The organism is Paraburkholderia panacisoli (assembly GCF_008369935.1).
Lineage (GTDB): Bacteria > Pseudomonadota > Gammaproteobacteria > Burkholderiales > Burkholderiaceae > Paraburkholderia > Paraburkholderia panacisoli.
Genome location: NZ_VTUZ01000003.1, coordinates 341,805 through 367,749 on the forward strand (window position 1 = coordinate 341,805; position 25,945 = coordinate 367,749).

23 protein-coding genes are annotated in these 25,945 nt (G+C 58.1%); 8 read left to right on the forward strand and 15 right to left on the reverse strand.

From position 1 onward, the window contains the following. Positions 1-44: 44 nt before the first annotated feature. Together FVF58_RS06320 and FVF58_RS06325 are read right to left on the reverse strand one after the other, a co-directional pair. On the reverse strand, positions 45-785 hold the full coding sequence (locus FVF58_RS06320; RefSeq protein WP_149669026.1) for an ATP-binding cassette domain-containing protein: 741 nt from the start codon (positions 783-785) through the stop codon (positions 45-47). A gap of 595 nt (positions 786-1,380) precedes the next feature. Then, the gene (locus FVF58_RS06325) at positions 1,381-2,283 is read right to left on the reverse strand and encodes an NAD-dependent epimerase/dehydratase family protein (RefSeq protein WP_149669027.1); all 903 of its coding nucleotides are present in this window, start codon (positions 2,281-2,283) and stop codon (positions 1,381-1,383) included. Between the two features lie 761 nt (positions 2,284-3,044). Here FVF58_RS06325 and FVF58_RS06330 point away from each other — a divergent pair. Then, positions 3,045-3,476, forward strand: a complete 432-nt coding sequence (locus tag FVF58_RS06330; protein WP_149669028.1) for a hypothetical protein — start codon at positions 3,045-3,047, stop codon at positions 3,474-3,476. Between the two features lie 1,025 nt (positions 3,477-4,501). Beyond that, positions 4,502-6,043 (forward strand): DUF2235 domain-containing protein, encoded by a 1,542-nt coding sequence (locus FVF58_RS06335; RefSeq protein ID WP_149669029.1) that lies wholly within the window; start codon positions 4,502-4,504, stop codon positions 6,041-6,043. Positions 6,044-6,560: 517 nt separating this feature from the next. Here the strand turns inward: FVF58_RS06335 and FVF58_RS51235 are convergent. The 4 genes from FVF58_RS51235 to FVF58_RS06355 all read right to left on the reverse strand — a co-directional run bounded on the left by FVF58_RS51235 (position 6,561) and on the right by FVF58_RS06355 (position 8,671). Beyond that, positions 6,561-6,719: a hypothetical protein gene (locus tag FVF58_RS51235; RefSeq protein ID WP_188130735.1), complete on the reverse strand. Its 159-nt coding sequence runs from the start codon at positions 6,717-6,719 to the stop codon at positions 6,561-6,563. Positions 6,720-6,747: 28 nt separating this feature from the next. Beyond that, complete coding sequence (gene phbB, locus FVF58_RS06345) at positions 6,748-7,491, reverse strand: acetoacetyl-CoA reductase (RefSeq protein WP_149669030.1); 744 nt, start codon at positions 7,489-7,491, stop codon at positions 6,748-6,750. Between the two features lie 164 nt (positions 7,492-7,655). Beyond that, complete coding sequence (locus FVF58_RS06350; protein WP_149669031.1) at positions 7,656-8,231, reverse strand: phasin family protein; 576 nt, start codon at positions 8,229-8,231, stop codon at positions 7,656-7,658. 242 nt (positions 8,232-8,473) lie between these two features. After that, positions 8,474-8,671 carry a hypothetical protein gene (locus FVF58_RS06355; RefSeq protein ID WP_079495315.1) on the reverse strand — a complete coding sequence of 66 codons (198 nt, stop codon included), beginning with the start codon at positions 8,669-8,671 and terminating at the stop codon, positions 8,474-8,476. A 235-nt stretch (positions 8,672-8,906) separates the two neighbouring features. On the opposite strand from FVF58_RS06355, the gene FVF58_RS06360 reads away from it, so the two are divergent. After that, a complete protein-coding gene (locus FVF58_RS06360; protein WP_149669032.1) occupies positions 8,907-9,101 on the forward strand; it encodes a hypothetical protein in 195 nt (64 codons plus the stop codon). Between the two features lie 291 nt (positions 9,102-9,392). Here the strand turns inward: FVF58_RS06360 and FVF58_RS06365 are convergent, their stop codons facing one another. Further along, on the reverse strand, positions 9,393-10,685 hold the full coding sequence (locus tag FVF58_RS06365) for a D-amino acid dehydrogenase (RefSeq protein WP_149669033.1): 1,293 nt from the start codon (positions 10,683-10,685) through the stop codon (positions 9,393-9,395). Between the two features lie 367 nt (positions 10,686-11,052). Between FVF58_RS06365 and FVF58_RS06370 the strand changes: the two genes are divergently transcribed. Continuing rightward, positions 11,053-11,739, forward strand: coding sequence for a transporter substrate-binding domain-containing protein (locus tag FVF58_RS06370; RefSeq protein WP_246216949.1), 687 nt, complete (start codon positions 11,053-11,055; stop codon positions 11,737-11,739). A 566-nt stretch (positions 11,740-12,305) separates the two neighbouring features. Here the strand turns inward: FVF58_RS06370 and FVF58_RS06375 are convergent. After that, a complete protein-coding gene (locus tag FVF58_RS06375; protein ID WP_149669034.1) occupies positions 12,306-12,515 on the reverse strand; it encodes a hypothetical protein in 210 nt (69 codons plus the stop codon). Positions 12,516-13,112: 597 nt separating this feature from the next. On the opposite strand from FVF58_RS06375, the gene FVF58_RS06380 reads away from it, so the two are divergent. Further along, complete coding sequence (locus tag FVF58_RS06380; RefSeq protein WP_246216950.1) at positions 13,113-13,673, forward strand: Uma2 family endonuclease; 561 nt, start codon at positions 13,113-13,115, stop codon at positions 13,671-13,673. Positions 13,674-14,171: 498 nt separating this feature from the next. Here the strand turns inward: FVF58_RS06380 and FVF58_RS06385 are convergent, their stop codons facing one another. The 7 genes from FVF58_RS06385 to FVF58_RS06415 form a co-directional block, all read right to left on the reverse strand. After that, the gene (locus FVF58_RS06385; RefSeq protein ID WP_149669035.1) at positions 14,172-15,155 is read right to left on the reverse strand and encodes a D-2-hydroxyacid dehydrogenase; all 984 of its coding nucleotides are present in this window, start codon (positions 15,153-15,155) and stop codon (positions 14,172-14,174) included. Positions 15,156-15,255: 100 nt separating this feature from the next. Beyond that, positions 15,256-16,569 carry a dicarboxylate/amino acid:cation symporter gene (locus FVF58_RS06390; protein WP_149669036.1) on the reverse strand — a complete coding sequence of 438 codons (1,314 nt, stop codon included), beginning with the start codon at positions 16,567-16,569 and terminating at the stop codon, positions 15,256-15,258. A 152-nt stretch (positions 16,570-16,721) separates the two neighbouring features. Next, the gene (locus FVF58_RS06395) at positions 16,722-17,108 is read right to left on the reverse strand and encodes a VOC family protein (RefSeq protein WP_149669151.1); all 387 of its coding nucleotides are present in this window, start codon (positions 17,106-17,108) and stop codon (positions 16,722-16,724) included. A 1-nt stretch (position 17,109) separates the two neighbouring features. Continuing rightward, complete coding sequence (locus FVF58_RS06400; protein WP_149669037.1) at positions 17,110-18,075, reverse strand: hydroxymethylglutaryl-CoA lyase; 966 nt, start codon at positions 18,073-18,075, stop codon at positions 17,110-17,112. Positions 18,076-18,088: 13 nt separating this feature from the next. Further along, entirely contained in the window at positions 18,089-19,279 is a 1,191-nt protein-coding gene (locus tag FVF58_RS06405; protein ID WP_149669038.1) for a CaiB/BaiF CoA transferase family protein, read from the reverse strand. Between the two features lie 111 nt (positions 19,280-19,390). Beyond that, complete coding sequence (locus tag FVF58_RS06410; protein ID WP_149669152.1) at positions 19,391-20,296, reverse strand: LysR family transcriptional regulator; 906 nt, start codon at positions 20,294-20,296, stop codon at positions 19,391-19,393. 487 nt (positions 20,297-20,783) lie between these two features. After that, a complete protein-coding gene (locus tag FVF58_RS06415) occupies positions 20,784-21,035 on the reverse strand; it encodes a hypothetical protein (RefSeq protein WP_149669039.1) in 252 nt (83 codons plus the stop codon). Positions 21,036-21,509: 474 nt separating this feature from the next. Here FVF58_RS06415 and ligD point away from each other — a divergent pair, with 474 nt between their 5' ends. The 3 genes from ligD to FVF58_RS06430 all read left to right on the forward strand — a co-directional run bounded on the left by ligD (position 21,510) and on the right by FVF58_RS06430 (position 25,905). After that, positions 21,510-24,020 (forward strand): DNA ligase D, encoded by a 2,511-nt coding sequence (gene ligD, locus FVF58_RS06420; protein WP_149669040.1) that lies wholly within the window; start codon positions 21,510-21,512, stop codon positions 24,018-24,020. A gap of 125 nt (positions 24,021-24,145) precedes the next feature. Continuing rightward, entirely contained in the window at positions 24,146-25,069 is a 924-nt protein-coding gene (ku, locus tag FVF58_RS06425) for a non-homologous end joining protein Ku (RefSeq protein WP_149669041.1), read from the forward strand. Positions 25,070-25,098: 29 nt separating this feature from the next. Beyond that, positions 25,099-25,905 carry a tetratricopeptide repeat protein gene (locus tag FVF58_RS06430; RefSeq protein WP_188130721.1) on the forward strand — a complete coding sequence of 269 codons (807 nt, stop codon included), beginning with the start codon at positions 25,099-25,101 and terminating at the stop codon, positions 25,903-25,905. The last annotated feature ends 40 nt before the right edge of the window (positions 25,906-25,945 follow it).

Sequence of the window (25,945 nt, forward strand, 5' to 3'; positions counted from 1 at the left end):
TCGCGGCGCGTCGTTCAATGTTGGGTCTCCCGTGCGAGGCAGATTCAGGCGGCGGCGATGGCTCCGGTGATGAGACCGGTCACTTCTTCCGGGGAGGACTCTTCGGTCTTCTTGTCCGCGACCTTGCGCCCGCGCCGCATGACGACCACGCGGTGGGCGACGGCGAATACGTCAGGCATGCGGTGGCTGATGAGGATGACCGCAATACCGTGTTCGGACAGGCGTTTGATGAGATCGAGCACCTCGGCGACCTGGCGGACACTGATTGCGGCGGTCGGCTCGTCCATGAGGACGAGCCGCGCTTCCGAGAGACGCGTGCGGGCGATGGCGACGGCCTGCCGCTGTCCCCCCGACATTTGCCGGACGAGGTCGCGCGGGCGCGTCTCGGACTTCAGGGCCCTGAACAGCTCACCGGCGCGCCGATACATGGTCGCGTGATCGAGCACGCGGATAGGCCCGAACCCGATCCGCAGTTCGCGGCCAAGGAAGACATTGGCGGCTGCCGTCAGGTTGTCGCAAAGCGCGAGATCCTGATAGACGACCTCGATGCCGCGCGCGCGGGCGTCGACCGGCTTGTTGAAATGCACGGGCTGTCCATCGATGAGAATCTCGCCGTGCGAAGGCGGAAAGTTGCCGGCGACGACCTTCACCAAGGTTGATTTCCCGGCCCCGTTATCGCCCATGAGCCCAACCACCTGGCCTGGCTCCAGACTGAGCGTCACGTCGATCAGGGCCTGAATGGCGCCGAAATGTCTGGAAACGCCTCTGAGCTCAAGAAGACTCATGGACTGTCGCGCTCGCTGGGGTGGAGGCGCGCCCATTGCATTGGCCGGGCGGCCAGTAGACATGCGAAGTAGGTAGATGTTTTTTAGTGCACGATGGGGCTTTTAGCAAGGCTCTTTAGTCACCCGGCGAACGGTCCGCCGAATCGGGAGTCGCATGCGTTGCAGCGCCACACGAAGCGGTGAACGGCGGTCGCTGCGGGCATGAAGGCATCGTGCCACAAGGACCCGAACCGGGCCGCCATCGATCATCATCGAACCGCCAGCGCAGACCGGCCTGCAGGGGGGGGCTCCCCGTGTTACCGGTTAGCAGGGTGGCGTCTTAACTGGCGCAGAAGAATATATGGGCGCTCGCGGCCATCGTGACACCGATGCCGGCGCTTAGCTGGCTGCGTGACGGTGGGATCCCGGTCGCCGGGAACGTGGTGCCGCCCGCTGTGATGACAGCTATACCGCGTGCGTTGGATAGCGTTTCGTAAGCATGGCCAAGGCGCAGTTCAGGAATGATGTCAGTGCCGCTCCGCAAAGTGAAGTGCTGCGAGCCGGGTGATGCGTATCGCCGGGGCGTGGCCAACCGGCTCGTCCTTTGCGTTCGGGTCTACAGGTTGAATCGTTTCACCTCGTCGCGCCAGGAGTGCTGCTGGCGCCAGCCGAGTAGACGTTTAAGCTTCTCGTTGCTGAGCAGCGTTTCGAACTCGCCCAGCGCCTTCTTGACCGGCACCCCGGGATAGTACCGATCCAGCAACAACTGAGTCGGCAGGTCGGAAGACACGTCGTCGGCAGCGACGTTCATGATCTCGAAGCCGAGCCCGTCCGTTTCGATCGCAAGCCTGCACGCATTGGCGAGATCGCGCCCGTCGATATAGCTCCACGCAATCCGCTTGCGTAACGCCGGATCCTTGAGCCAGGTGGAGAACTTCGCATAGTCGTCGGGAGCGAGCACGTTGCCGATACGGAAACAGTAGATGTCCGAACCGGTGCGCGCCTGGAATGCTTTAGCGGTCACTTCGTTGACCACTTTCGACGTCGCGTAGCTGTCCATCGGATCCACCGGATACGTCTCATCGAGCGGGAAGTAGGCGGGATCGCGATGCCTGTGGGCGAACACCACGCCGTAAGTCGTCTCACTCGACGCCACGATCACCTTGCGGATCCCCAGCTTTGAGGCTGCATCGAGAATGTTGTACGTGCCCATCACGTTAGTCCGGTAGACCTCGTTGTCGGTCGTCAACATGATGCGCGGAATCGCCGCCAGGTGAACGATCGCGTCGATCGGTTTCGGCTCCAGATCGTCTGCGAACTCTACGGGCGCCGTGCTCGAAGCGATCGCATTGAAAACCTGGCCAGCGTCGGTGATGTCCGTGATTAGCGTCCGCACCGTCCGCTGCGGCATGGGCACGCGATCCAGATTCATCACCTCGTAACCGTGCTCTACCAGGTTCTCCACCACCCATTTTCCAGCGAGGCCGCTGCCGCCGGTCACAATCACTCGCTTCGTCATGTGCTTCTCTCCTGTAGATTGAGAACATTTATTGGTTCGCAGTTCGCCCGTTAGGGGCAACTTGCTCATTGTTTCGGCCGGAAACTGTAAGGTTTCCGCGTCCGGCTTTTCTCTGTTTTCACTGGTTACGCCGCGCGGGCACTTCTCTGTTACATCCAGTCGTCCAGTTCGATCATCACCGCCATGAACTCGAAGAATTCGTCTTGCGATTGAGCGCCGAGCCAGTCGCCGTATTCACTTTCCGACATCCGCCTAAAACCGTTCACCCGTTGCTTCGATCTTTGCCATGACGCGATTCTGCGCGTCTTGATCGAAGCTCGCCACCGGCAGCGCGACTTCCGATATTTTTGCACATCGCCGGCTTGGTTCGCGTTCGCCTGAGCCAAAACCCCGTGATGCCCTTCGTGGTGCCGTCTTCAGATCTTAGGTTAGCCTGGTAACGCTCACCGGCAAGTAAGCAGCCACCCGCCAGTTCTATCTTGAGGTATGTAGCGAGGTTCTGATGTGATGGACGACTCCAGCTACGCAGCGAGAGGTTTATGCCAGAGTGGAGAGGTCGTGATATCCACTGCAAAGGAGCGTTCAGGCTTTGTCGCGGTAAGAATCGAGGGGCCAGCGAGATCGATATACGAAGTACAACTTATATTGCGAGGTCGTAGAATTGATCCAATGGCTACTCGTTCTACAGTCCCAATTGCTCGGTCCATTGCACGCCTCCAAACCAGGCGCGTGTTGATCACAACGGCAAGCCACTGTTCCCGATGAGCGAGCCCGTCCAGGTCGTACGACAGTTTCCCATTGCCAAAGAACTCGCACAGCTCAATCTGGCGGTACAACAGGAACTCGCCAGCAGCAACAAGAAGTCTGTCTTTCAGTATTACCAACTGGTGAACGTGCAATGGGATCAAAGCCCGACCTTGCCCATCACTGCGCCGAACCAGCAGATAAGACTCAACACTTCCAGCATGACTTCCGACGGGCCGAATTTGCCTGTGGCGAACACTACGCTCGAAACCTACGCGCAAACGCGCAGTTGTGTGTCCTGTCACGCAGGGGCCACGATCGCCGGCAGCGCGACTCTCGCCTCTGATTTCAGTTTTGTTTTCATCGAGACCCAGGCGTCGATCGCGGCCCTGCTTAGAAACAACCGCGCGGCGGCGAACTACGTGGCGCCTTCAGGCTTGCGTCCTTAAGCCAGCATGATGTCGGGATCAGGCGCTGCTGCTATCGGTTTGTGAGTTCGGCTGGGTTTGTCCAACCAGGTGCGCACTCACAAAACATGCAGGAAACAACAATAGGATAACGACCAGTTCGCAGGAGAAAAGCGATGGCACTACTGTCAAGGTTGGTTTTGTCGCGATAAGGGCAAGATGCCGAACAGATGGCACTATAGTGAGGATTGCTTATTCCGCCAGGGAGTAGAACTGTTCGGCACGAGTGCATCCGATGCCACGGTCCTCCATTTGGCCATTGGCGATCGACAATCAAAATGGGGGCGGTCGATCACGTGACTGAACAACGTATTTGGTCAAATATCCTCCTCCGCCACTTCGGCCTCTAGCCAGTCAAGAATATTCCCCCCTTCCTGTGTTGTGCGGCGAAGAAGCCGTGCCCACTACTCGAAAGACTTCCGTATTCAAGTGAAACTGCCTTGGCGAGTGGTCCGGACAGTGGTGTTATTCCATTAAAAACGGGAGGGAAGGATTTACTGAAGCCGTGCGAATAGCGCGCAGTGGCGACATGACATCAGCGGCTACCGTGATGGCACAAAATGTACGCCCACGCACAATATCGATGGCAAGAGAAATCGATCAGCTGTCTGACGCCCTTCGCAAGGAGGCGGATGTTTCGCGCCATCGCGACGACGTGGCTTACAGGCGCACCCTGGGGTTCATGGCTGCTCTGCTCGCGCTTGGCGGTTCAGTTGCTTGTACCTACGTGTGGCATCAGGTGAGACTACTCGGACGCAGTCTGACAGAATTCAGGCTTACTGGTGTCAACAACCGGGGCTTGGCGGAAAAGCCGGACTGCGCATGAATTGCCATAAAAGCAAACGGGGCGCATCGTTCGTTTCCCGACATACCTTGTCATGCTTTCGTGTGATTTTTACCAGCATGTCGGGCCGCGTCGGCATGTTAATTGGTGAATTCGTCGGTGTTGAGGGCGCGGTCCTTGATTGCGTGTATCAGAATCTCGCCGGACGAGCAGGACCGCAAACATGAAGAGACTTTTCGTTTGCTGTGACGGCACATGGAACTCGGAGAGCGACCAGTTTCAGGGCGTGCCCGTTCCAACCAATGTCGTTCGCTTTTTCAACGCGTTGAGCGACCACGGCGACGATGGCGTCGAGCAGCTCAGGTACTATCACGTCGGCATTGGCGCTAACGAAGGCAGGGTGCGTCGGCTCGTAGATGGTGCGCTAGGACTTGGCCTTTCCCGTGACATTCGAACCGCGTACAAGTGGCTGTCCGACCACTACGAAGAAGGTTCGGAAATCTTTGTCATCGGCTTCTCTCGCGGCGCGTTCACGGCTCGAAGCCTGGTCGGCATGCTTCACCATTGTGGACTTCCTCACGAGGCAACCTGGGCGCTGGTAAGGCAGGCATGGAACCTGTACCGGCTTGACCCAAAAATACCGGAAAGCGTCAGCCGGCAGGAACGGTTCCGCATCGAAAATGGCAAACCTCCGCCCATCCGCTTCCTGGGAGTGTGGGAGACGGTCGGCGCTCTCGGCATCCCGGAAATGGTGGACTTATTCGGCTTCGGCAGAAAGCGCTATGAGTTTCATGATACGAGGCTCCCGCCGGAAGTTGAACGCGCGGTCCATGCCCTTGCAATCGATGAGCAGCGGAATAACTTCTCTCCAACGTTGTGGGCGGACTCGGATGGTTGCGACCTGACACGCTTGACGCAAGTGTGGTTCCCCGGTGTGCACGCTGACGTTGGGGGCGGCTACAAAGAGACCGGACTTTCTGATGCCACGCTCAATTGGATGATTTCCGAGGCCACGCAGTGTGGTGCAGTGTTCGAGTCAAATATGTTGAAGCAGATAGCACATGCGGATCAGTTTTCGCCATCGGCAATACATGGCGTCCTCCACAACTCGCTCACCGGGTTTTACAGGAAAATCGGCTTTCGCCCTCGATCCTTTCCATATCTGGCGAAGGGTTCACGAAGATGTTCTGAAGCGATATCGGATCTGACATTGGAACGGCAGGCTAATCCGCCAATCTTTCAGGCTCCCTATCGACCGAACATAGACGCTGCGGCGGCTGTTCAGGTGCGGGTTTTCGCCAGCTCGTTGTGGAATTGGACAGGTATTTTCATGAAGGAGGGGACGAGCTACCGGTTCAAGGTGCCTGAAGGGCAAGCGTGGCTGGATGGGGGCACTCCATCTGGCGCGCAAGGAACGCGGGGTAACTGGATGCAACGCCTGTTTGCATGGTCCAAAAGGGTCAGGGAGGCGAACTGGTTCGAACTCTGCGGTGTAATCTCACATCCAGGGCAAGCTGGCAACACAGGCGTGCCACCTCAACTCTTCTACTTCAGAATCGGTAGAGAAGTGGAGATCAAGGCTCCCTACTCGGGTTACCTGTATTGCTTCGCCAACGATGCCAGTTGGGTGTACTGGAACAATCAAGGCAGTCTGAGGGTTGAAATCACCGAATCAGGCGGCATGCCGGCTAGCAATGGGGCGGCTGATGACTTGACTGCACCCGCAACAGCACCCGGAGGTTCCGGAGCGGGTCAACCATCATGACGAGTCAGGCATTGAAGTTTGTGCCTGAACGGCCGATATGGCTGAGCAGGGAGCCTCAAAAAAACTGCATCCAGAACGCCGATCCACGCGTGCACGGGACGCTGGGACAGAAAACAGTTGACCGCGCTCGAAAATCGTCGGGCGACCACGAGTAGGAATCGCGTGCAGCCGCGACGGCGCCGGTCATGTTGTGCCGATTCATCTTCGGGCGGACGAGGAGCTTCACGTGCGGGAACATCAGTTCCTGGCTGCCGCGGCAAATATCGAAATCCTGTTGATTGAGAGGACTAGCAGAATCCGAGCGCGGCCACCGCGCATGAAAACGCAACAGCCCAGCCATAGGACATGCCTGTTTCATCTTCGCACGATCGATGTTTATCGCCATGGCGTATGATGCCGCGGAGGCAATTGCGCAGGTGTTCCCAGTGAGCGTTTTCGGAAGAAACGCGCGTGCGCATCCACTCAGGAAACGATGCGACTACCCCCGTATCGCAACAACAGGGGCGAGCGCAGAGATTCAATGCCGGGCGCTGCTCCAGCCCCACCCGTCGCGATGGTAATCCAGCCGTCTAAGCAGTTTCCGGCGCATTTGCTCCCGGTGATAGTGAGCGGCGACGAACGCTGTTGCCGTCACCAGCACGAATGACCCTACGACGATTGCCACTGCTTCACTCATCGGAACCTCCATTGCTGATCTCTGGGATTCACTGCAGATGTTGCCCTCCGTTGATGGCGATGTTGGCGCCGGTCACGAAGCCTGCTTCGCGCGAGCACAGGTACAGCACGAGGGCGGCAACTTCGTCCGGCTGCCCGAGCCGGCCGACCGGAATCTGAGGAATGATCTTCGTCTCGCGGATGTTCTCGGGCACCGCCATCACCATCTTCGTCGCGATATAGCCGGGCGAGATCGTGTTGACAGTGACACCTTTTTTCGCCACTTCGAGCGCCAGCGATTTCGTGAAGCCATGCATGCCGGCCTTTGCCGCCGCATAGTTGGTCTGGCCGAACCCACCCTTGGAGCCGATGATCGACGACACGTTGATGATGCGGCCCCAGCCACGCTCGACCATGCTGTCGTACACCGGCTTCGTCATGTTGAACACCGAATCGAGGTTGGTGCGGATTACCGCGTCCCAATTGACCTTGTCGAGTTTTTTGAAGCTGGCGTCGCGCGTGATGCCGGCGTTGTTGATCAGGATGTCGACCGGTCCAACTTCAGCGCTGATCTGCGCCATGCATTTTTCGCACGAGTCGTAGTCGGCGACGTCGACCGCATACGCGCGGAACTGTCGTCCCTCGGCTTCCGTGCGCGCGAGCCACTCTTTCACACCGGTGTTGCCCGGCGAATAGGTGACTACGACCGCATAACCGGCGTCATGCAACTTGATGCTGATCGCCTCGCCCAGTCCACCCATGCCACCCGTTACTACCGCGATCTGCTTTGCCATCGAATTGTCCTCACAAATGCCAGCGACGTGCTCGTCTTGAGCAACACTGCCTTCGGTCAAAAATTGGATGCATTGAAATACCGGATTCTTATCCAGAATGAATAAAAGGAATCCTACATATAGACATGGAAACGATAATGCGGGCATCGCTGCCCGCGTGAGTCTTAGTGCTTCGCGCCCGCGACTACGGCAGCCGACTCGGCGGCACTACGTTTGGTGGCCTTGGACGCTGAGGCCGTGACGGCTTCGAGATGGGTCCCAGCCATCTCGACGGCTTGCTGCCCCGTCTTCTGCAGCGATTCGCACAGCGTGGTGGTGGCGCTGATGGCGGACTTCCACGCGGCGATCGCCACTTCGGAACCCGCGGGAGCACTCTTCGCCGCTTCCTCGATGAATTCCTGCACGCGTGCGTTATACCGTTCGTACTGCGTCTGTGCGAGTTGCGTGACCTCAGCCCGCGTGGTTGACGCGATGTCGAAGAGTTGACGGCCGTATGACAGTGATTGCTCCGCGAAAGGCGCGGTGAAACCGGCTTGCAGTGTGAACCACTGCTGCGGGTCTGTGGTGCCGGGCGCCTTCGTCAGGTTCTCCTGCGATTCCGCCAGCGTGGACTTGACGACCTGCAGGTTCAGCGCGACCAGTTTTTCGACGCCTTCAAAGACCTTGCCGGTCAATCCGAAGAATGCGTCGAGGCTGGCCTTCTGCGATGCGGCGATTTGCTCGGGACTCGATAGAGTCATTATTGAATTCCTCAGGATTCAGTCCGCCGCGCGAAATCCCGATCGACCGGATGTAGCGCGGCGAATGGCGATATTGGATGGACCGAAGCGCAAGGTCTGCCTGCCAGGCAGCATGCGTCGCGAATACATCGGAGGGTCGTTATGTCAACAGGCACTACACATTAAAGTCCAACTAAAGCTACTTCGCTTAATTTTTCTTCGGCGCGCTCGCCGAGTGGTGCAGCGACACCCGCCGAAATTCCCTAGCGCCTACGCGCGACGGCCTTGAGAATGGAAGCGCCTTCGCTTGTGACGTGAGGACGTGGATGGCCCGATGCGAGGCGTTCCAGTGAGATAAGTTGACGCTCCAGCAGCGTGTCGAGCTCGGCGCGGCCCAGTTCGATCTGATCCGGCGCGTCCTTGATGAGCATTAGGGTAGCGAATTCATGGGGACTCAGCATATCGTCTCCTCGATTTAGTCTTTTAGCGCAGCGAGCATTAATTACCCTCTCCCGCGGTGGATGGCGGCAAATATTTCCTTTGCCTTTGAAGGCAAGGGCTCGGGAAATCCTTACAAGGATGTAATGATAACCGCTCAATTTGCAATTGCAATATGCGGAGTACATTTTTAATTTGTCTGTTTATTCAGTCTGAATGTCGACGACAACGCTTGACTCGCCATGCCGGCGTGAAGCCGTGGAAGCCTTGATGGGCGTGGTCCAGGCCGATCTGGCCACGCACCCGATGTCTGAATCGGCAGTCAATCAATGCGCAGCGCCATTTATATTTGAATATGACGTTTATAGGTCAACATTGTCTTCTGGAAATATTTATTACATTGCATGGGAATTACTTAATTTCAGAATTTTGACCAGCGAAAAGGCTCAATAAGTATTGACTTCTCCCGCTGTCGCGAAGGGCCAGGAGATGTCGGCAAAACGGATCACTGCACTTCACCATGTCCGATCCCGTCACTGCAGCACGGATTGCTCCGAGATGCGTCGATAGGTAGTCCTTGATATATTGTTTTCGAGCGTCGTGAAAGGTGCGTTCGGCGCTGAAGAGGCAATCCGTGAGGCACCGCCGATCACCGGCCCACTGCAGTCATTCCGCGCTGGGGAACCGGATGGTTCATGCCACGCTGAAGTCGTGCCGCGGAAAGTCAGTGCCGCGCCACGACGCTTAGCTCAGTTGGAAGTCGGCCGGTAGCGGCGGTTCTTTGTCGTAGCGAAAGACGTTGAGATCGTCATGTCGAATGACGGGCTGCTTTCCTGATATCAAGTCGGCAAGAAGCTGTGCTGAACCGCACGACATGGTCCAACCGAGCGTACCGTGACCCGTATTCAGGTAAAGGTTCGGTATGGATGTGCGACCTACGATAGGGGTCCCGTCGGGCGTCATGGGACGAAGACCGGTCCAGAACGTGGCGCTCGATGTGTCGCCGCCGCCGGGGAAAAGGTCATTCACACACATCTCTAGAGTCTCTCGGCGAGCTTCGCGAAGGCGCTTGTCGAATCCAACGATTTCGGCCATCCCACCGACACGGATGCGCTTGTCGAATCGTGTGATAGCAATCTTGTACGTCTCATCGAGAACTGTTGAGACCGGTGCACGTGACTCATCGGCGATAGGCGCAGTGATGGAGTACCCCTTGAGCGGATACACGGGGATTTTTACGATGCCCGAGAGAAAGTTCGTGGAATAGGAACCGAATGCGACGACGAACATATCGGCATGAATGAGTTTCGCACCATGCCGAACCCCGGCGACCCGTCCACCCTCGACGACCAGACCATCAACCTGGGTGTTGTAGCGAAAATTGACGCCAGCTTTCTCAGCCATTGAGGCAAGCCGGGTGGTGAACAACTGGCAGTCACCCGTTTCGTCGCCAGGCAAGCGCAATCCACCCGTCAACTTATGTGAGGTGGCAGCAAGGGCAGGCTCGACCCGGAAGAGTTCGGCTCCCGTCAGCAACTCGTACGCGACGTTGGCCTCTTCAAGTACGGCGATATCCTTCGCCGCGCCATCGAACTGCTGCTGCGTCCTGAAAACTTGAAGAGTGCCCCCTGCACGTCCCTCGTACTGAATGCCGGTCTCGGCTCGCAAAGCCTTCAGACAGTCGCGACTATATTCCGCAAGTCTCACCATGCGGTTCTTGTTAATCGCGTAGCGTTCGGCGGTGCAATTCTGCAGCATCTGCCACATCCATTGCAGTTGGAACTGCTTGTCCTCGTCGTCAGGCCTGATTGCGAGCGGAGCGTGTTTCTGAAACATCCACTTCACCGCTTTAAGCGGCACGCCAGGAGCAGCCCAAGGCGCCGCGTAGCCAGGAGAAATCTGGCCTGCGTTGGCAAAGCTCGTTTCGAGAGCGGGACCCTGCTCCCGGTCGATGACCGTGACTTCGTGGCCTGCCCGCGCGAGATAGAACGCGCTCGTTACACCCACGACTCCGCTGCCCAGCACGACGACTCGCATACGACAGACTCCACAGCCAAAAGGCCGTAAACAGGTAACAAGAACTACGGATGCAGCACATGCCAGTTGATGACCGGATGCTAGCCGCAAGCTAATGGTTTTTTTTATTGTTTAATCGGAGATTTTTGGCTGAATCATCTGGTTTGCCTCTGCGGCGTAGTCGAGTGAGAGTGAGCAGGCTCCCGTCGTGGCTCCGTTCGTTAGCACCTCCCTACCTCGTCGACACCCATCCAGGGCAATCGCCTAGATGACAGCCTAAATTTCGTCTCTCTATTATGCATACAACACTGAACACAATAAAACACGCAAACATGTGTGGTGAACGCATGGTTCATCTACGGGATTACCTCTTATTTGAGAGGTCATCATGGTTCGGCTGTCTCGTTTCACCCGTCAAGCTCGTGTATGTTTGGTCGCCGCTAGCTGCGTCATCGCCACCGCGCCGTCACGCGCTGACGACACCAGCGCCTGGCAAAGTGTAAAAAGGGCTGGAGTGCATCGTTGTGGCGCCGCAGTCGCGCCTCCGTATGTCATGCGAGACCCGAAGACCGGCGAATATAGCGGCTTCTTTTCGGAACTCTGCCGTAACTTCGGACAGAACGTGTTGAGGGTGAAAGTCGAATTCGTCGACACCACCTGGGACAATATCGTCGCCGGTCTTCAGTCTGACAAATGGGACATGTCGCTCGCACTCAACGACACACCGGAACGTGAAAAGGCGATTTCCTTCTCGGCGCCGGCCACTGACTACAACGTCTCGCTGGTCTACAACAAGAACAATCCCAAGATTCCGAAGGACGCGCATACCCTCGCTGAGGTCGACAAGCTGGGCGTAACTATCGCGGTGATGTCCGGTACGGCGCAGGACAAGGCAATTTCAGGCGCCATCAAGCAGGCTCAAATCATGCGGCTTCCCGGCATCGATGAGACGCGTCTGGCTCTTATGTCCAAGCGCGCCGAACTCCTCGCCGACGCCAATATCACCAACATGTTGCTCACGGAAGCGCACCCAGAGTGGGCAGTCGCCATCCAGCCCAATCCGCCTCTCGCGTAGCAGGAAGTTGCCTTCGGCGTCAGAAAAGAGACGTCTGCAGGCGATATCGCCGTGCTCAACAAGTATGTGAATGAGCAAGTGAAGTCCGGGGCAGTGAACCGGCTCATCAAGACCTCGGTTCAGGCCATGCTTGTCACGAACAAGTAATGCGACGCGCGCCGCGAGGCTTCGCCAGCCTTGCGCCGTGGTTTGCTTTCGGACGCGTTCGGTTTATGCCGAACGCGTCGTGTCATGATGGGGCTGGAGGGCATCCAAGGCGGGCAGATTGGGTTCCAGGGCAAGCCGTATATCTACGGCTACGTTTTGCTGTTGCATCGTCCAGTTCGCACCTCTTGCCTATGACGCGTCATAGGCGATGATTAACGCAATGAAAAAGGCGGATCCCACGGACCCTAAGAAGTACATTGGGGAACGGCAGAGCAATACCTTCGACGGAGTGACCGGCAGTATCGCGTTCGCACAAAGCGGGGACCTGAAAACAGCCTCGGCAACTTTGTATCAGGAGCAGGGCGGAAAGTGGGTTGTTCTTGGGGTTGAAGTGACAGAGCGCGATTGCCGGATATGGGCTACTGCGACTCAACGGCGTCGGCTCGCGCTTGGGCAATTTCGACCGGGTATTGGTCGTGGTATGTGTCGAACAGTGCCGAGCATATGTGAGCAAGTGACGCCAGGTCCATGGCCTGGTCTGCGTGTTCGACCTCTCCTGCGTTGAGCACGTCATCGAGAACCGGCGCAAGCCGGCGCAATCGGCGGAAAGTCGCGTCGTCAAGTTTCATATGGGACCTCCTGTTGTCAGCCGGTAGGTTGCCTGCTGAGGGCACTTGACCCCCAAGCCTTTGGCGACACCAGACCGCCTGGCCTGTTTGACCTGTTGGCCGCCCAGCAAGTCAGTTCTTAAATGTCTCCGCCTATGAGAGATGCATAACATCTGGTCCGGCGTAGACGGGGCCAGCGCTCGTATTGCAAGTTTCGCGCGGCGTGCACGCCAAAATAGGAAGCGGTTGGCCCGATGCGGCGTTATTCAGGCTCACGTGGTCGGAGCCGACGCATCCTTTGCTGGGCATTCGTGGTGCGGCCTATGGCGCATCACGCAGCCTGACATCCTAATGCATCAAATTCTGACGCGCGCGTTGCGCGCTCATACTTGATACGCTACTGCACTGCACAATAAACTTCAGAAAACGGATGAACATCGGACTGCGGCTGCTCGAAGTGCAAGGCGGGAGAGCCGTGCTGAGTCGTGTCGGCAGCGCAAAAACACGCTTGTTGCATCGTAAGCAGTATACCCCCGATTGTGCGTCGCACCAATACATAAGGATTGTCAAGCCTCGACCAGAGGGTTTACGCTTAGCCGACTTCCTTGCGAGACGACTATGGGCACATCCGCGCTGTTGGACAGTTTCGAACTTCTCGCCGCATGGCATCGCCTTGTCCCTGACGCAGAACCTGCCGGGCGCCAAAGATATGAGCTAGACGAACTCGGCGACGCGATACTGAATCGCTCCCCGTCAGCCAGACGCCAGATAGTCCTTACGGACGTCTACTGCCATCTGACCGAACAGATTGGTCACCTTGCCGCCATGTCGGTGGCAGTCACGACCGCATCATTCGGCATCAGGGTTCCGGACGTCGTGTGGATGCCATGTGACAAGTGGGAAAGTTTCGACCGCGACGACCCGGCGCCGTTTGTCCCGGACCTTTGCGTCGAGGTGCTGCTTGATAGCGACCGGACGCACGACATCGACCGCAGGGTCATGGCGTATCTGGAAGGCGGTGCCCGCGAAGTCATTGTCATTGGCCAACGCGGCCAGGTCGACTATTGGGGAGTCACTGGTCGACGGAAAGCCTCAATGTTTGACGTGACGGTACCGCTCGACCCCATGTATTTCGAAGAACGCGGTGCAGAAACACTAGCTACTGAAGTTCGTAGTTGAGACGCGACAACTTGCAGAACCTTAGCGTTGATTGAACGCCTCGATTTCAGGATGCTACCTGCCGGACTGAATGCGTCAACCGCGATTGCCTGCGAACTCTCAGCAACGGTTGCAAGGAGCGTTGGGAAGCTCCGCGCGTCTTCGACACTATCAACAACGACTGGACATGGATACCAGTTCATGCGGAAGGTTTAGAAGTACCGCTAGTCGCTGAAAATCGGGCGGTTTCACATGTCTGCGGTCAGATAGGTGCGGAATGACGGAGCCTTTCGTGTAGCGACCGGATGCTGACGAGAGTGCGCCGGCTCCAGCCGATGAGCCGGTTGAGCGAGAAGACTATCGCAATTCAGTGATTGCATCGATTCTTAATGCGCGGTTTCGATTAGGCTCCAGATGCGCTCATCGGAGTTGTGAATGAATCGTCGAGAGATAAAGGCTCGGCATTTGTCGCAGCGATAGTGCTCAAATGCGAGCGTGCCGTCGCACTCAGCAACACCATCAGCCCGAACAAAACGCATTCAGAATGTTCCGGGGGCAACCATCGACGAAGGCTGCAATGTTGTCCATCACCTGGTCCGCTAAGGTCTGGATCGCCTCTTCACTTGCCCATGCGACGTGGGGGGTGAGAATAAAGGCGGGGTGGTTGAGAATTTCGTTCAGGGGATTGTCCGCAAGCAGAGGCTCTTGAGTGACGACGTCGAAGCCTGCTCCCGATATCAAACCTGAAGTTAGTGCCCGGACGAGTGCCGCTTCATTGACCAGTCCTCCACGCGCGGTGTTGATGAGAAGCGGTTGTCGCTTCATTCGTGCGAACTCTACGTCGTCGATAAGGTTACGTGTAGCGTTGGTGAGCGGGCAATGAAGTGTGATGATGTCTGACTCTTCGATGACCTTCTCGAACGGAGTGTAGAGCATTCCCATGTCGTCGCGACCTTTGAAGGACGAGAACAACACCTTCAATCCGAGTGCGCGAGCGATATCAGCGGTTGCTTTGCCCAAGGCGCCGTCGCCAATGATGCCGAGCGTGGAGCCGGCCAAGTCCCTTATCGGGTAATCAAAGAAGCAAAACTGCCCAGACTCCTGCCAGCGACCAGCTTGGACCGCAGAGCGGTAAGCAGTAAGGCTTCGTCGCAGCGCGAATATTAACGCGAACGTGTGTTCAGGCACGGTGTGCACTGCGTAGTTTCTGACATTGCACACGGCAATTCGCTTTTGACTGCACGCTACCAGATCGACATTGTCTGCGCCGGTTGCGGCAATCGCGATGAGCTTAAGTTTTCTGGCCTGGGCAATGACTTCGCCCGAAAGCTTAACCTTATTCGTGATGACGATATCCGCGTCCCGGATGCGTTCGCGAACCCGATCAGCCGTCGTCGATTCGTATACGTCCAGTGTGTGCGTGAAGGGCAACTCCTTCAGACGGGTCGTGGGAGGGATTGTCGAGCGGTCAAGAAAGACGACATGCAAGGACGATGAAGTCATAGTGTTTTCAATTGCGGAAGCGAAGAGGGTGACATGCTCTGGTGCTACTAGCGAACCCGGAGCGTAGGCAGAATGGATTCAAGAGTTCTGGCAGCGCAGCTCAATCATCGCTGGGCCCTCTGGCGAGCTGCCGGTTGAACGTATCGTGGTCTAACGCCTTCTCCCACTTGGCGACTACGATGGTTGCAATGCCGTTGCCGATGACATTGATAATGGCGCCGCCTTCCGAAATGAATCGATACACGCCGAGGACCAACACCAGGCCGGCAACCGGGATACCCGGAACTGAACCCAGCGTCGCTGCGAGGACAATGAATGCTCCGCCGCTAACGCTTGCTGCACCTTTCGATGTGAGCAACAGGACGAGCATGAGCGTAATCTGATGTCCAAAGCTCAGCGTACTGTCTGTAGCTTGCGCGATGAACAGAGCAAGCACGGTCATATTGATGCAACTACCGTCCAGATTGAACGAGTAACCTGCGGGCACGACCAGCCCGACGACGGATTTTTCGCATCCCAGCTTTTCAAGCTTCGCCATCAGGCGAGGTAGTGCGGATTCGGATGAAGACGTGCCGAGCACCAGAAGCAATTCTTCGCGGATGTATCGCAAGAACGCGAGGAGGCTGAAGCCGGCGAGTCGGCACACTGTTCCAAGGACGACCACGACGAAGACAAGCCCGGTCAGGTAGTAGGTCAGCAAGAGCTGGCCATAGGAGCCTAACGAAACAACACCGTACTTACCAATCGTGAACGCGATTGCACCGAACGCACCGATGGGCGACACATACATCACGATGCGCACCATATTGAAGAAGGTGTTTGCGCCGGCGTCAATAACGGAAAGCAAAGGTCTTCCGCGTTCACCGAGCATTTGCAGTGCAAAGGCGAAGACAATCGAAACAAACAGTACCTGCAGGATGTCGCCATCGGCAAACGCTCCGAATACTGTTGTGGGGATGATGTGTGAAAGAAAGCCGACGACACTCTGGTCGTGCGCGGCCTTGGTATAAGCGGCGATGGCCGAGACGTCGAGCGTCTGCGGGTCGACGTGCATGCCGCTGCCCGGCTTCATAAGGTTGACTGCTATCAGACCGATAGCCAGAGCGAGCGTCGTCATCCCTTCAAAGTAAATGAGCGACTTGACCCCGACCCGGCCCACCGACCTGATGTCGTTCATGCTCGCAATGCCATGAACCACAGTGCAGAAAATCAGTGGAGCAATCATGAGCTTGATGAGCTTGAGGAAGTTATCTCCCAGTGGCTTCATCGCTTCGCCAACGGACGGATAGAAATGTCCTACGAGGACACCTAACACGACCGCTATCAGGACCTGGATGTAAAGGTGTTGAAACCAACGCTTATGTGCGCGAGGCGCGGCACGCGGTTCAACGGATGCTTCCGATACGATGCTCATGACTTGTCTCCTGGTACATCGTTACTTGATTCGGGTCGGCTTATGCGCCGTTCACCGCTATTGAGTCAATACTGTGAAAATCCTCACCGTGCAGGGCGGAGTCTTCACTCAATAGCTGGACTGAGCCCTGCACGCTAACGCGCGTCGCTGCGCTAGTTCAGCAGTTCCGAGATTTCGATCAGGTTGAGGTCGGGGTCGCGGACATAGACCGAACGGATTTTCTGCGTGGCACCGGTGCGTTGCACGGGCCCCCCGATGATTGGCCAGTCGCATCGCTTGAGATGTGCGACGACGTCGTCCAGCGGTACAGCCGCGAGAAAACACAAATCGAGTGCGCCGGGTACCGGGAGATGCGCTTTCGGCTCGAACTCGGCGCCTTTCACATGCACGTTGATTTTCTGGTTGCCAAACCGGAATGCGATGCGGCCCTCGCCAAATGTTTCGAGGCGCAGCTGCATGACTTCGGTGTAGAAGTGCCTGGTCGCCTGCAAATCAACGCACGTGAGGACGAGGTGGTCGAGATGGTCAATAAATTCCATGTCAGGCTCCCGCAGCGAATGTTCTCTGCGCAAGAAGCCCGTCGTCGGACATAGCTGGCATGGCATGCAGGTCCATGCGCCGGCCGGCCTTGAGCAACTGACTCGGCACGTCGTGCCCAATGAGTTGCGGAAGCAGGGCCGAGGCAGAGAGCAACCCGGCGAGGTCTACGCCCGTGTCGTAGCCGTCGAGTTCGAGCATATGCACAAGCTCTTCCGTGCATACGTTACCCGTCGCACCCGGCGCATACGGGCAACCGCCGAGACCACCAAGCGATGCATCGAAGCGGTCGATACCCGAGGGAAGAGCAGCCAGGGTGTTCGCGAGGGCCATGCCTCGCGTATTGTGAAAATGCAGGGTCAGTTCGAGCGCCGGGAATCTCTCGCGTGCGGCTTCACACAACGCGCCAACCTGGGACGGAAATGCCATGCCAGTTGTGTCGCAAAGCGTGACGCCATGCGCGCCAAGGTCGGAAAAGCGCTGTATCCAGGAGAGAACCTCCTCCTCAGCGATGTCGCCTTCCATAGGGCAACCCATCGCGGTCGACAGAGACACGTTCACTGCAATATTTGTTTGCTTCACGACGCCGATAACGTCGCGCAATTGTGCGAATGACTGCTCGCGGCTCATGCGCAAGTTCGTGCGGTTGTGGCTTTCGCTAACGGACATCACGAGGTTCACTTCATCCACACCGCACGAGAGTGCGCGCTCAGCACCTCGTATGTTTGGAACGAGCACCGTATAAATCACCCCAGGCTGCCGCCGAATTCGGTGCATGACGGCTTCGGCGTCAAGAAGCGCCGGTATGGCTTTCGGGGAGGTGAAGGAGGTGACCTCGATTTTTGCGTATCCGCACTTGCTCAACTGGTCGACGAGCGCAATCTTTTCTTCGGTATCGACAAATTGCGCTTCGTTCTGGAAACCGTCGCGGGTTGCGACTTCCTGGATAAATACTCGCTTGTGCTTCATCAGCATGCTCCAATCAGATAATGCCGCGCGAACGCCATGATTCGCGCGTCGCCGTGTCGACTCCGACTCGCTCCAGGACAGCGTCCGTATGCTGGCCGAGGGTGGGTGCAAACGAATCGACTGTGCCTGGGGTGGCGCTGAGTTTCGGCACGATGCCCGGCACCTTCACCGAGGTGCCGTCTGGCAGTTGCGCGTCAAGAATCATGTCTCGCGCAAGGTAGTGCGGGTCACTCGCAATGTCTGCGACGTCGTAGATTTTTCCGGCGGGGATTCGCGCTTCGTTGAGTGCGCCAAGCACATCGTCGAGTGGCTGGCGCACGGTCCAGTCGGCGATGGCTGCGTCGATACGCTCGACGTGCGCCACGCGGCCGTCGTTTTGCACAAGCGCCGGGTCTTCGGCGAGGTCGCGCCGGCCAATGAGGTCCATCAAACGGCGGAAAATGCTGTCGCCGTTGCCCGCAATCAGGGCGTATTTCCCGTCGGCGCAGCGATAGGCGTTCGAAGGGGCGATGCCTGGCAGGCTGCTGCCCGCAGGTTGCCGTACGGTCCCGAAGACTGAAAACTCCGGGAGCAGGCTCTCCATCATGTTGAAGACCGACTCGTAAAGCGCAACGTCTATCAGTTGCCCGTTGCCGCCGTTCTGGTCGCGATGACGCAGAGCGAGGAGGATGCCGATTACGCCGTGCAATGCAGAGAGGGAATCGCCGATTGAGACGCCTACCCGAACGGGTGTGCGGCCGGGCTCACCGCTTAGATGGCGAAGCCCGCCCATTGCTTCGGCAACCACGCCAAAGCCGGGGCGGTCGCGGTAGGGGCCCGTTTGACCGTAACCCGAAACGCGCAGCATGACCAGTCCAGGGTTCAGTTCGTGAAGTTCATCCCAACCGAGACCCCACACTTCGAGGGTGCCGGGACGGAAGTTTTCAATCAGGACATCGCTTTCCGCGATGAGCTTGCGAGCGACGTCTTGACCTTCCGGCGAGCGCAGGTCAAGCGTCACTGACTCCTTGTTGCGCGACTGGGCGGCCCACCAGAGCGATGTCCCCTCGTGCAGCAGGCGCCATTTGCGAAGCGGGTCACCTGTGCCGGGCGGTTCTATCTTTGTCACGTGCGCGCCGAATTCGGCGAGCATCTTTCCAGCGAAAGGGCCAGCAATGAGCTGTCCCATTTCGAGCACGCGTATGCCTTCGAGCGGCTTTTTCACGGTTGTCTCCTGTAAAGCCCGTTTGACCGATGCTTTACTGTGGGGCCACGCGCCCGCCGTGAAAATGGATGTTTTTTCAATGACCCTTTCCATTTGGGAAAGGGTCGGTAGTCAGGCGTCTTTGCGGCCAGACATGAAGGCGAAGAGGCGGGCTGCTTCAGGCGACAGCGATTCGACGGAGCGAGTACCAATCCAGAGTGTTCTGTCCGCCCATTCGTCGACAAGCTGTACGGGTCGCAGCCCTGCCGCGAGAATCTCGTTTCTGACCGCGGCTTCCGGCAAGACGCCGATACCCAGCCCCTGCTCAATCATCCGGCATATGCCATCAAAGCTGCTTACCTGAATTCGCACCTTGAGCGTACGTTCTGCGGCGATTGCCGCTGCGAGCAAACGCGCGAGTAATGAACTGCCTTCGTTCAAACCGACGTACTCGAAGTCAAGTGTGTCGATGAAGGCCACCTGTTTTTGCGATGCGAGCGGGTGGTCATTCGGGACCAGAAGGACGAGCTTGTCCCGTCGATAGACGGCTTTTTCGATGTCCGGGGCGGGCACGTTGTCGGCGAAGATGCCAATGTCGGCATCGCCGCTTGTCACCGCGGACACAATTTCACCGCTGAGCCGTTCCTCCAGGGAGATTTTGACGCTGGGGTTGTCGGAAAGGAAGATTCGCACGTCACGCGGCAAGAACTGGACGATGGCGGATGTATTCGCCCACATCCGCACGTGCCCACGAACGCCCGTTGAATAGTCGTTCATCTCGTTGGCCATGCGGTTTACGCGCTCGACGAGTTGCCGCGCGTGAACGAGCAAACCTTTGCCCGCAGCGGTCAGTTCGACGCCACGCGGTTGCCGAAGGAGGAGCGCGCACCCGGTGCTTCGTTCGAGGTCGGCAATGCGCTTGCTGACCGCAGACAGGGTCATGTTCGTGCGGTCGGCGGCCCTAGTCAGGCTACCGAGTTCGGCAACGACGACGAAGAGCCGGAGCGACTGCAGGTCATAATGGAAAAAGCTCGTCATAGGCTGGGAATGAACGGATGCGATGCACATACTAGCTCAGCCGCTCGAGCCCCTGCAGAGACTTGCGCAGACCAACGTTTATTCGTGGCCCGCTGCCGCATGAGCGGAACCGCCTCAGTATCAGTTGGGAGGGGTGAAGAAGCCGCCACATGACTCGTATAGCTCGCCGCATTTGCGCTGCGGCTTGACGTGGCGCGAATGCGCATGGCTCCGTTTTCGACCTCCGTCGCATCGCGCTAGAGCCTGATATTCCTGATGACGCCGCGCCTCTAGCAAGACTGGCGGCCGGCAGTTGGAGTCTTATCTGTCTAAAATGGCCGCCCCAAAAAATTAAAAGGTCATTCGCAGGAGCATTGCCAGGGACTCGGCCGCATCCCCGTTATCATCAGACCTTCTATAGCCATGCCGCCGCCTGGTTCTGGCCGTCGAAGGGTACTGGTCGCAAGGTACCGGTCGCAACAGTGCCTCATGCGCCGCAGGATTCATGCTACGCAGCCAGGCGCTCCAGGGTCATCTCTGGCAACGTCGGAGCAGGAGGAAATACCCTCCAGCAGCCGTCGTCGTGACGAAAGAAGAACAGCGCGACCTTCTCACTGTCGTGGGTGGTCTCAACGCAGACGTAGCGGCTTCTCGCCGAGTGCGTACGGCCAAACGCAGTGACCCGTGCGGTGCCGAGGGCGTTGAACTCCAGCCATTTCTCCACGACGACACGTAAGGATTGCTCTCCGGTACTGGTCATTTTTGTCCTCTCGGTCCAGTGAAACGGCGCATTCAGATTTACCGCGCCCCGTTACACGTACCGACGCAACGTACGTGCCAGCGACTTTTCGCAGAATGATGCCCAAAGGCGGAGTGCCGCCGGTTTGCTTGGCAGCGCCTTGCAAGCGGTGGCCGAAAAGGTCCCCCCAAGCAGGCCTGAGCAACTTGATTGGCGCCTCACGTCAGGTCCGCTTGCCGACAACCACGAGCACAAAAAAGGCAGTTGTCCAGTCGGCACTTATCTGTGGCTGGCAGCCCGTCCAGCACGGCGTCCCGACCCTCTCCGGTTCCTCATTGGTTTCGTTTCCGGACTGCACGAATGCGCAGTGTCAGCCGAGCAGCTGAATCGTTCTCCCGCTGACGTTCGCAAGGTTCGCTGCTCAACCGCGGCCGCCTTCAATCCCGGCGTGCCAGGATATACGGCGCGGCTGGCAAATGGTCTTAAACTTTGACAATGCCCACCCCCTCTGACCGGACACGGTTGCCGCTGTCCAACTACCGGAAGAAGCGTGACTTTCATGTCACGCCAGAGCCCGCGCCATCGGCTGGCGAAGCCTCGGAGGATGCCCACCCGTCGCTGTTTGTCGTGCAAAAGCACTGGGCTAGCCGGCTGCACTACGACTTTCGGCTCGAGCTTGATGGAGTCCTGCTGTCGTGGGCCGTGCCCAAAGGCCCGAGCTATGACCCGAAGGAAAAGCGGATGGCGATTCACGTCGAGAACCATCCGGTCGACTACGCGAGCTTCGAAGGCGCGATTCCGCCAAAGCAGTATGGGTCGGGCACCGTGCTCGTGTGGGACCGCGGCACGTGGGAGCCGGTCGGGGACCCACACGAGGGCATGAAAGCGGGCAAGCTCGTTTTTCGACTCCACGGTGAAAAGCTCGCCGGGTTGTGGGAGCTGGTGCGAATTGCCAAGCCGGAAGACAGGCAGGACCAGTGGATGCTCTTCAAAAAGCGCGACGAGTGGGCCATACCGCTTTCAGAATACGATGTCATCAAGGCGCTCCCCGACAGTGTGGTCGCGAAGCCGCTTGGACTGGCGGAAGAACGCGAATCCAGGTCGGCGCGCCCCTCGCGCGATGCGGATTCGGAAATCGACCTCTCTGCCGCAGCGTCGGCGCCGCTTCCCGCAAAACTCGAGCCGCAACTCGCCACCCTGGCGAGTTCCCTGCCAACGGGAGGCGACTGGATAATCGAGGCCAAGCTGGATGGATATCGCTTGCTCGCACGTGTCGACAAGGGGCGTGTGCGACTCTTCACGAGCGGAGGACACGACTGGACAAAAAAGCTTGCCGGTCTCGCCGCAGAGGTCGAGCGACTCCCCGTCTCCAGTGCCTGGCTGGATGGCGAAATTGTCGTACTCAAGGATGGCATCCCTGATTTCGCTGCTCTGCAGGATGCGATAGACGGTGCTTCCAGCGGGAATATTGTCTTCTTCCTGTTTGACCTGGTGTACCTGGAGGACAAGGACCTGCGAAAGGTGCCGCTGAGCGCAAGACGCGCGCGCCTCGAGAAGCTTCTGGAACATGCGGGCGAACGGATTCGCTTCTGCGAGGACTATGAGGCACCGCCGGCACAGGTATTTCAAGCCGCCTCGGACTTGGGGCTCGAAGGCCTGATGTTCAAGCGGCGCGATGCGCCGTACGTATCGGGACGCTCGCAAACGTGGTTAAAGGCCAAATGCCAGCTGAGGCAGGAGTTCGTCATCTGTGGCTTTACCAGTCGCGGCGGCACGGCTGGGGAAATTGGCAGCCTGTTACTCGGATATTACGTCGGTGGCAGGCTTCACGACGCCGGCAGCGTCGGCGCCGGCTGGGACGCCCGGACTGCACGGGACCTGTGGACCCGCCTTACCCCGCTCGAAATGGAATCCGCGCCATTTGACGTCGCCGCAGGCAAACCCCGGCGGTGGTCCAGGCGCGCCGCTGGCAGCGAACACTGGGTTCAACCGTTGTTGGTCGCGGAGGTCGAGTTTGCCGAGTGGACCACGGATGGTCTTGTACGACAGGCCTCGTTCAAAGGGCTGCGCACCGATAAGTCCGCAAGCAGCGTCGTCCGCGAGGCGACGAAGACGCTAGCACCGAGTCATCTGCCACAAGTCAAGGTAACCCACCCCGATAGAATCATCGACCCGACGACGGGCGTCACCAAGCTCGACCTCGCCCGCTACTACATAAGCGTTGCCCAGTGGATGCTGCCCCACCTGAAGGACCGCCCACTAGCCATGCTCCGCGCGCCCGTTGGCATCGCGGAAGAGCTGTTTTTCCAGAAGCACGCCGAGAAGACGGGGATGCCCGGTTTGAAAGCACACGACCGGAATCTGTGGCCAGGACACCCACCCTTGCTGACTGTCGACACGCTTGATGCGCTACTGTCTGCGTCGCAGATGAACGTTGTCGAGTTTCATACGTGGAACTCGACGGTTCGCCGGCTCGATGAGCCCGACCGGGTTATCTTCGACCTGGACCCCGGTGAAGGCGTTAAATGGAGGCAGGTTCAGGAGGCGGCACTTCTTGTACACACGCTCCTGCTGGAACTGGGGCTGAAGGCATGGCTGAAGACAAGCGGCGGCAAGGGGTTGCACATTGTGGTGCCGTTGACCCCCAGACTGGACTATGCCGCGGTGAAGTCGTTTTCACGCTCGTTTGTTCGGCATCTTGCGAAAACGATTCCCGAACGTTTTTCCGCCACATCCGGGGCGTCCAACCGAATCGGCAGGGTTTATGTCGACTACCTGCGCAATGGGATTGGGCAGACAACGGTGGCGGCCTTTTCCGCCCGCGCACGACCCGGCATGGGGGTTTCGATGCCTGTTTCATGGGAGCAACTGTCCGCGCTGAAGAGCGGGGCGCAGTGGACGGTGCAGACGGCCCGCGAGCATCTTAGCTTCCAGACGCAGGACCCGTGGGCGGATTACTGGTCAAACAAGCAGACGTTGGCATCAGCGTTAAAGCGCCTAAAATAAATCGACTGTTGGTCGGCGCTGGAACGTGGGACGTTCCGGGCTCGACCAGGCAGTTCGGAGTTCCGGCGGGGCACACGCATTGCCCGGCCGACTGGCTGAACCCGCCCATCCGCGAGGAGAAGTCCATGCCCGCTCGTTCAATCGCCTCCCTATCCCTGTCTTTCGGGCTCGTTTCCATACCTGTCAAGCTTTACTCCGCGACAGAGAGCTCGTCTGAAGTCAGGTTCAATATGCTCGCTCCAGACGGGTCCCGGGTGAAGCAGCAGTACATCTCGGAGGCGACAGGCGCTGTCGTCGAACGTTCGACCATGAAGAAGGGCTACGAATTCGAAAAGGACAAGTTCGTCGTGTTCAGTGCCGACGAACTCAAAGCGCTTGAAGACGCTGCGAGTCACGTCGTCGAGATCGTGGCCTTTATCCCGGAGAAAGCGGTTGACCCGGTTTACTACGAGAAGGCGTACTACATTGCTCCAGACAAACGCGGTGGGAAGCCATACAGCTTATTGCAGCAGGCGCTGGCAGAGAGTGGCCGTTGCGCACTTGCCAAATGGGCTGCTAAAGGCAAGACCCGAATCGTACAGGTGCGGCCTGAAGCTGACGGACTCGTGTTTCAACAGTTGCTCTACGCGGACGAGGTTCGCCCGTTGAAAGAGTTCAATATCGAACACGTGCAGGTGTCCGATGCCGAATTGAAGCTGGCGCTTCAGATTATCGAACAGGGCGCCGAAGACAATTACGACCCGACTGCGTACGAGGACGAAGAGAAGAAGCGCATCCTTGCAGCCATCGACGAGAAGATTGAAGGCAAGCAGGTGGTCACGAACGAGCCTGTGGAAGCCGGGTCGGGCGGTGCTGAAGTCATTGACCTGATGGAAGCCTTGCGCGCAAGTCTTAAGGGAGGCGCAAAGGCAAAGCCCGCTTCAGCACCGAGGCGCAAGAGCGCGGAGCCTGTCACGGAAATGGCGGTTGCCCCGAAGACGCGCAAGCCCGCTGCACGTGCACTCAAAGCCCCTGCCGAGGAACCCGCAAAGGTCCGGGCACGAAAGTGACATCAAAAGATACCGCGCGCGAGATTTCGATGCGCGAGTTGAAATCGATGCTCGGGGTTTCCCGCCACGTGGTTTCTGGGCTGGTCGCAGCCGGATTCGTCACGCCCACTCGTGGGCCGCGAAACGGGTATCGATTTACCTTTCAGGATGTCGTTCTGCTTCGGACTGCATTGCAGTTGCGCAGTGCCCAGATACCGCCGCGCAAGATAATTCAGGCGCTATCGCGGCTCAGGGAGGTACTGCCGGATGAACTGCCGCTAACCGGCATTCGCGTAACGGCGGTCGGGAACGATGTGGCAGTAAAAACCGGGCCCTCCCAGTGGGATGCGGTCACCGGGCAACTTCTGCTGGATTTTGAAGTCGCTGAAATCAAGGGCGATGTCGTGTTCCTCGACATGGAAGTTGGACAAAAGGACCTCGCGCGCCAGGCTGAGGAATGGTACGACCTCGCCGGACAGCTTAGAACGTCGGATATCAAGGGTGCTGAACAGGCATACAGAAAGGCCATAGCGGTATCGCCCGAACCGTTCTACGCAGCCTACGTCGACCTGGGCGCGCTGCTGTGTGAACTCGAAGCGCGTTGCGATGACGCGCTTCATGCATTTAATGAGGCGTTGTCCCACTTTCCTGACGACTCCGTCCTGCATTTCAACCGGGCCATCGCCTATGAGGAACTGGGCCGGCTTGACGACGCTGAGCGCAGTTATAAGCGCTGTATCGAGCTTGACCCGTCGTATGCCGACGCACATCACAATCTGGCGATCCTGCTTGAGACGCGCGGGGACCAACAGGGCCTAATACGGCATTTGAGCGCGTATCGCCGGTTGACGGACTGAATTACTGCCACTGCTGCGACGCGGCGGCGTTCATATCGCT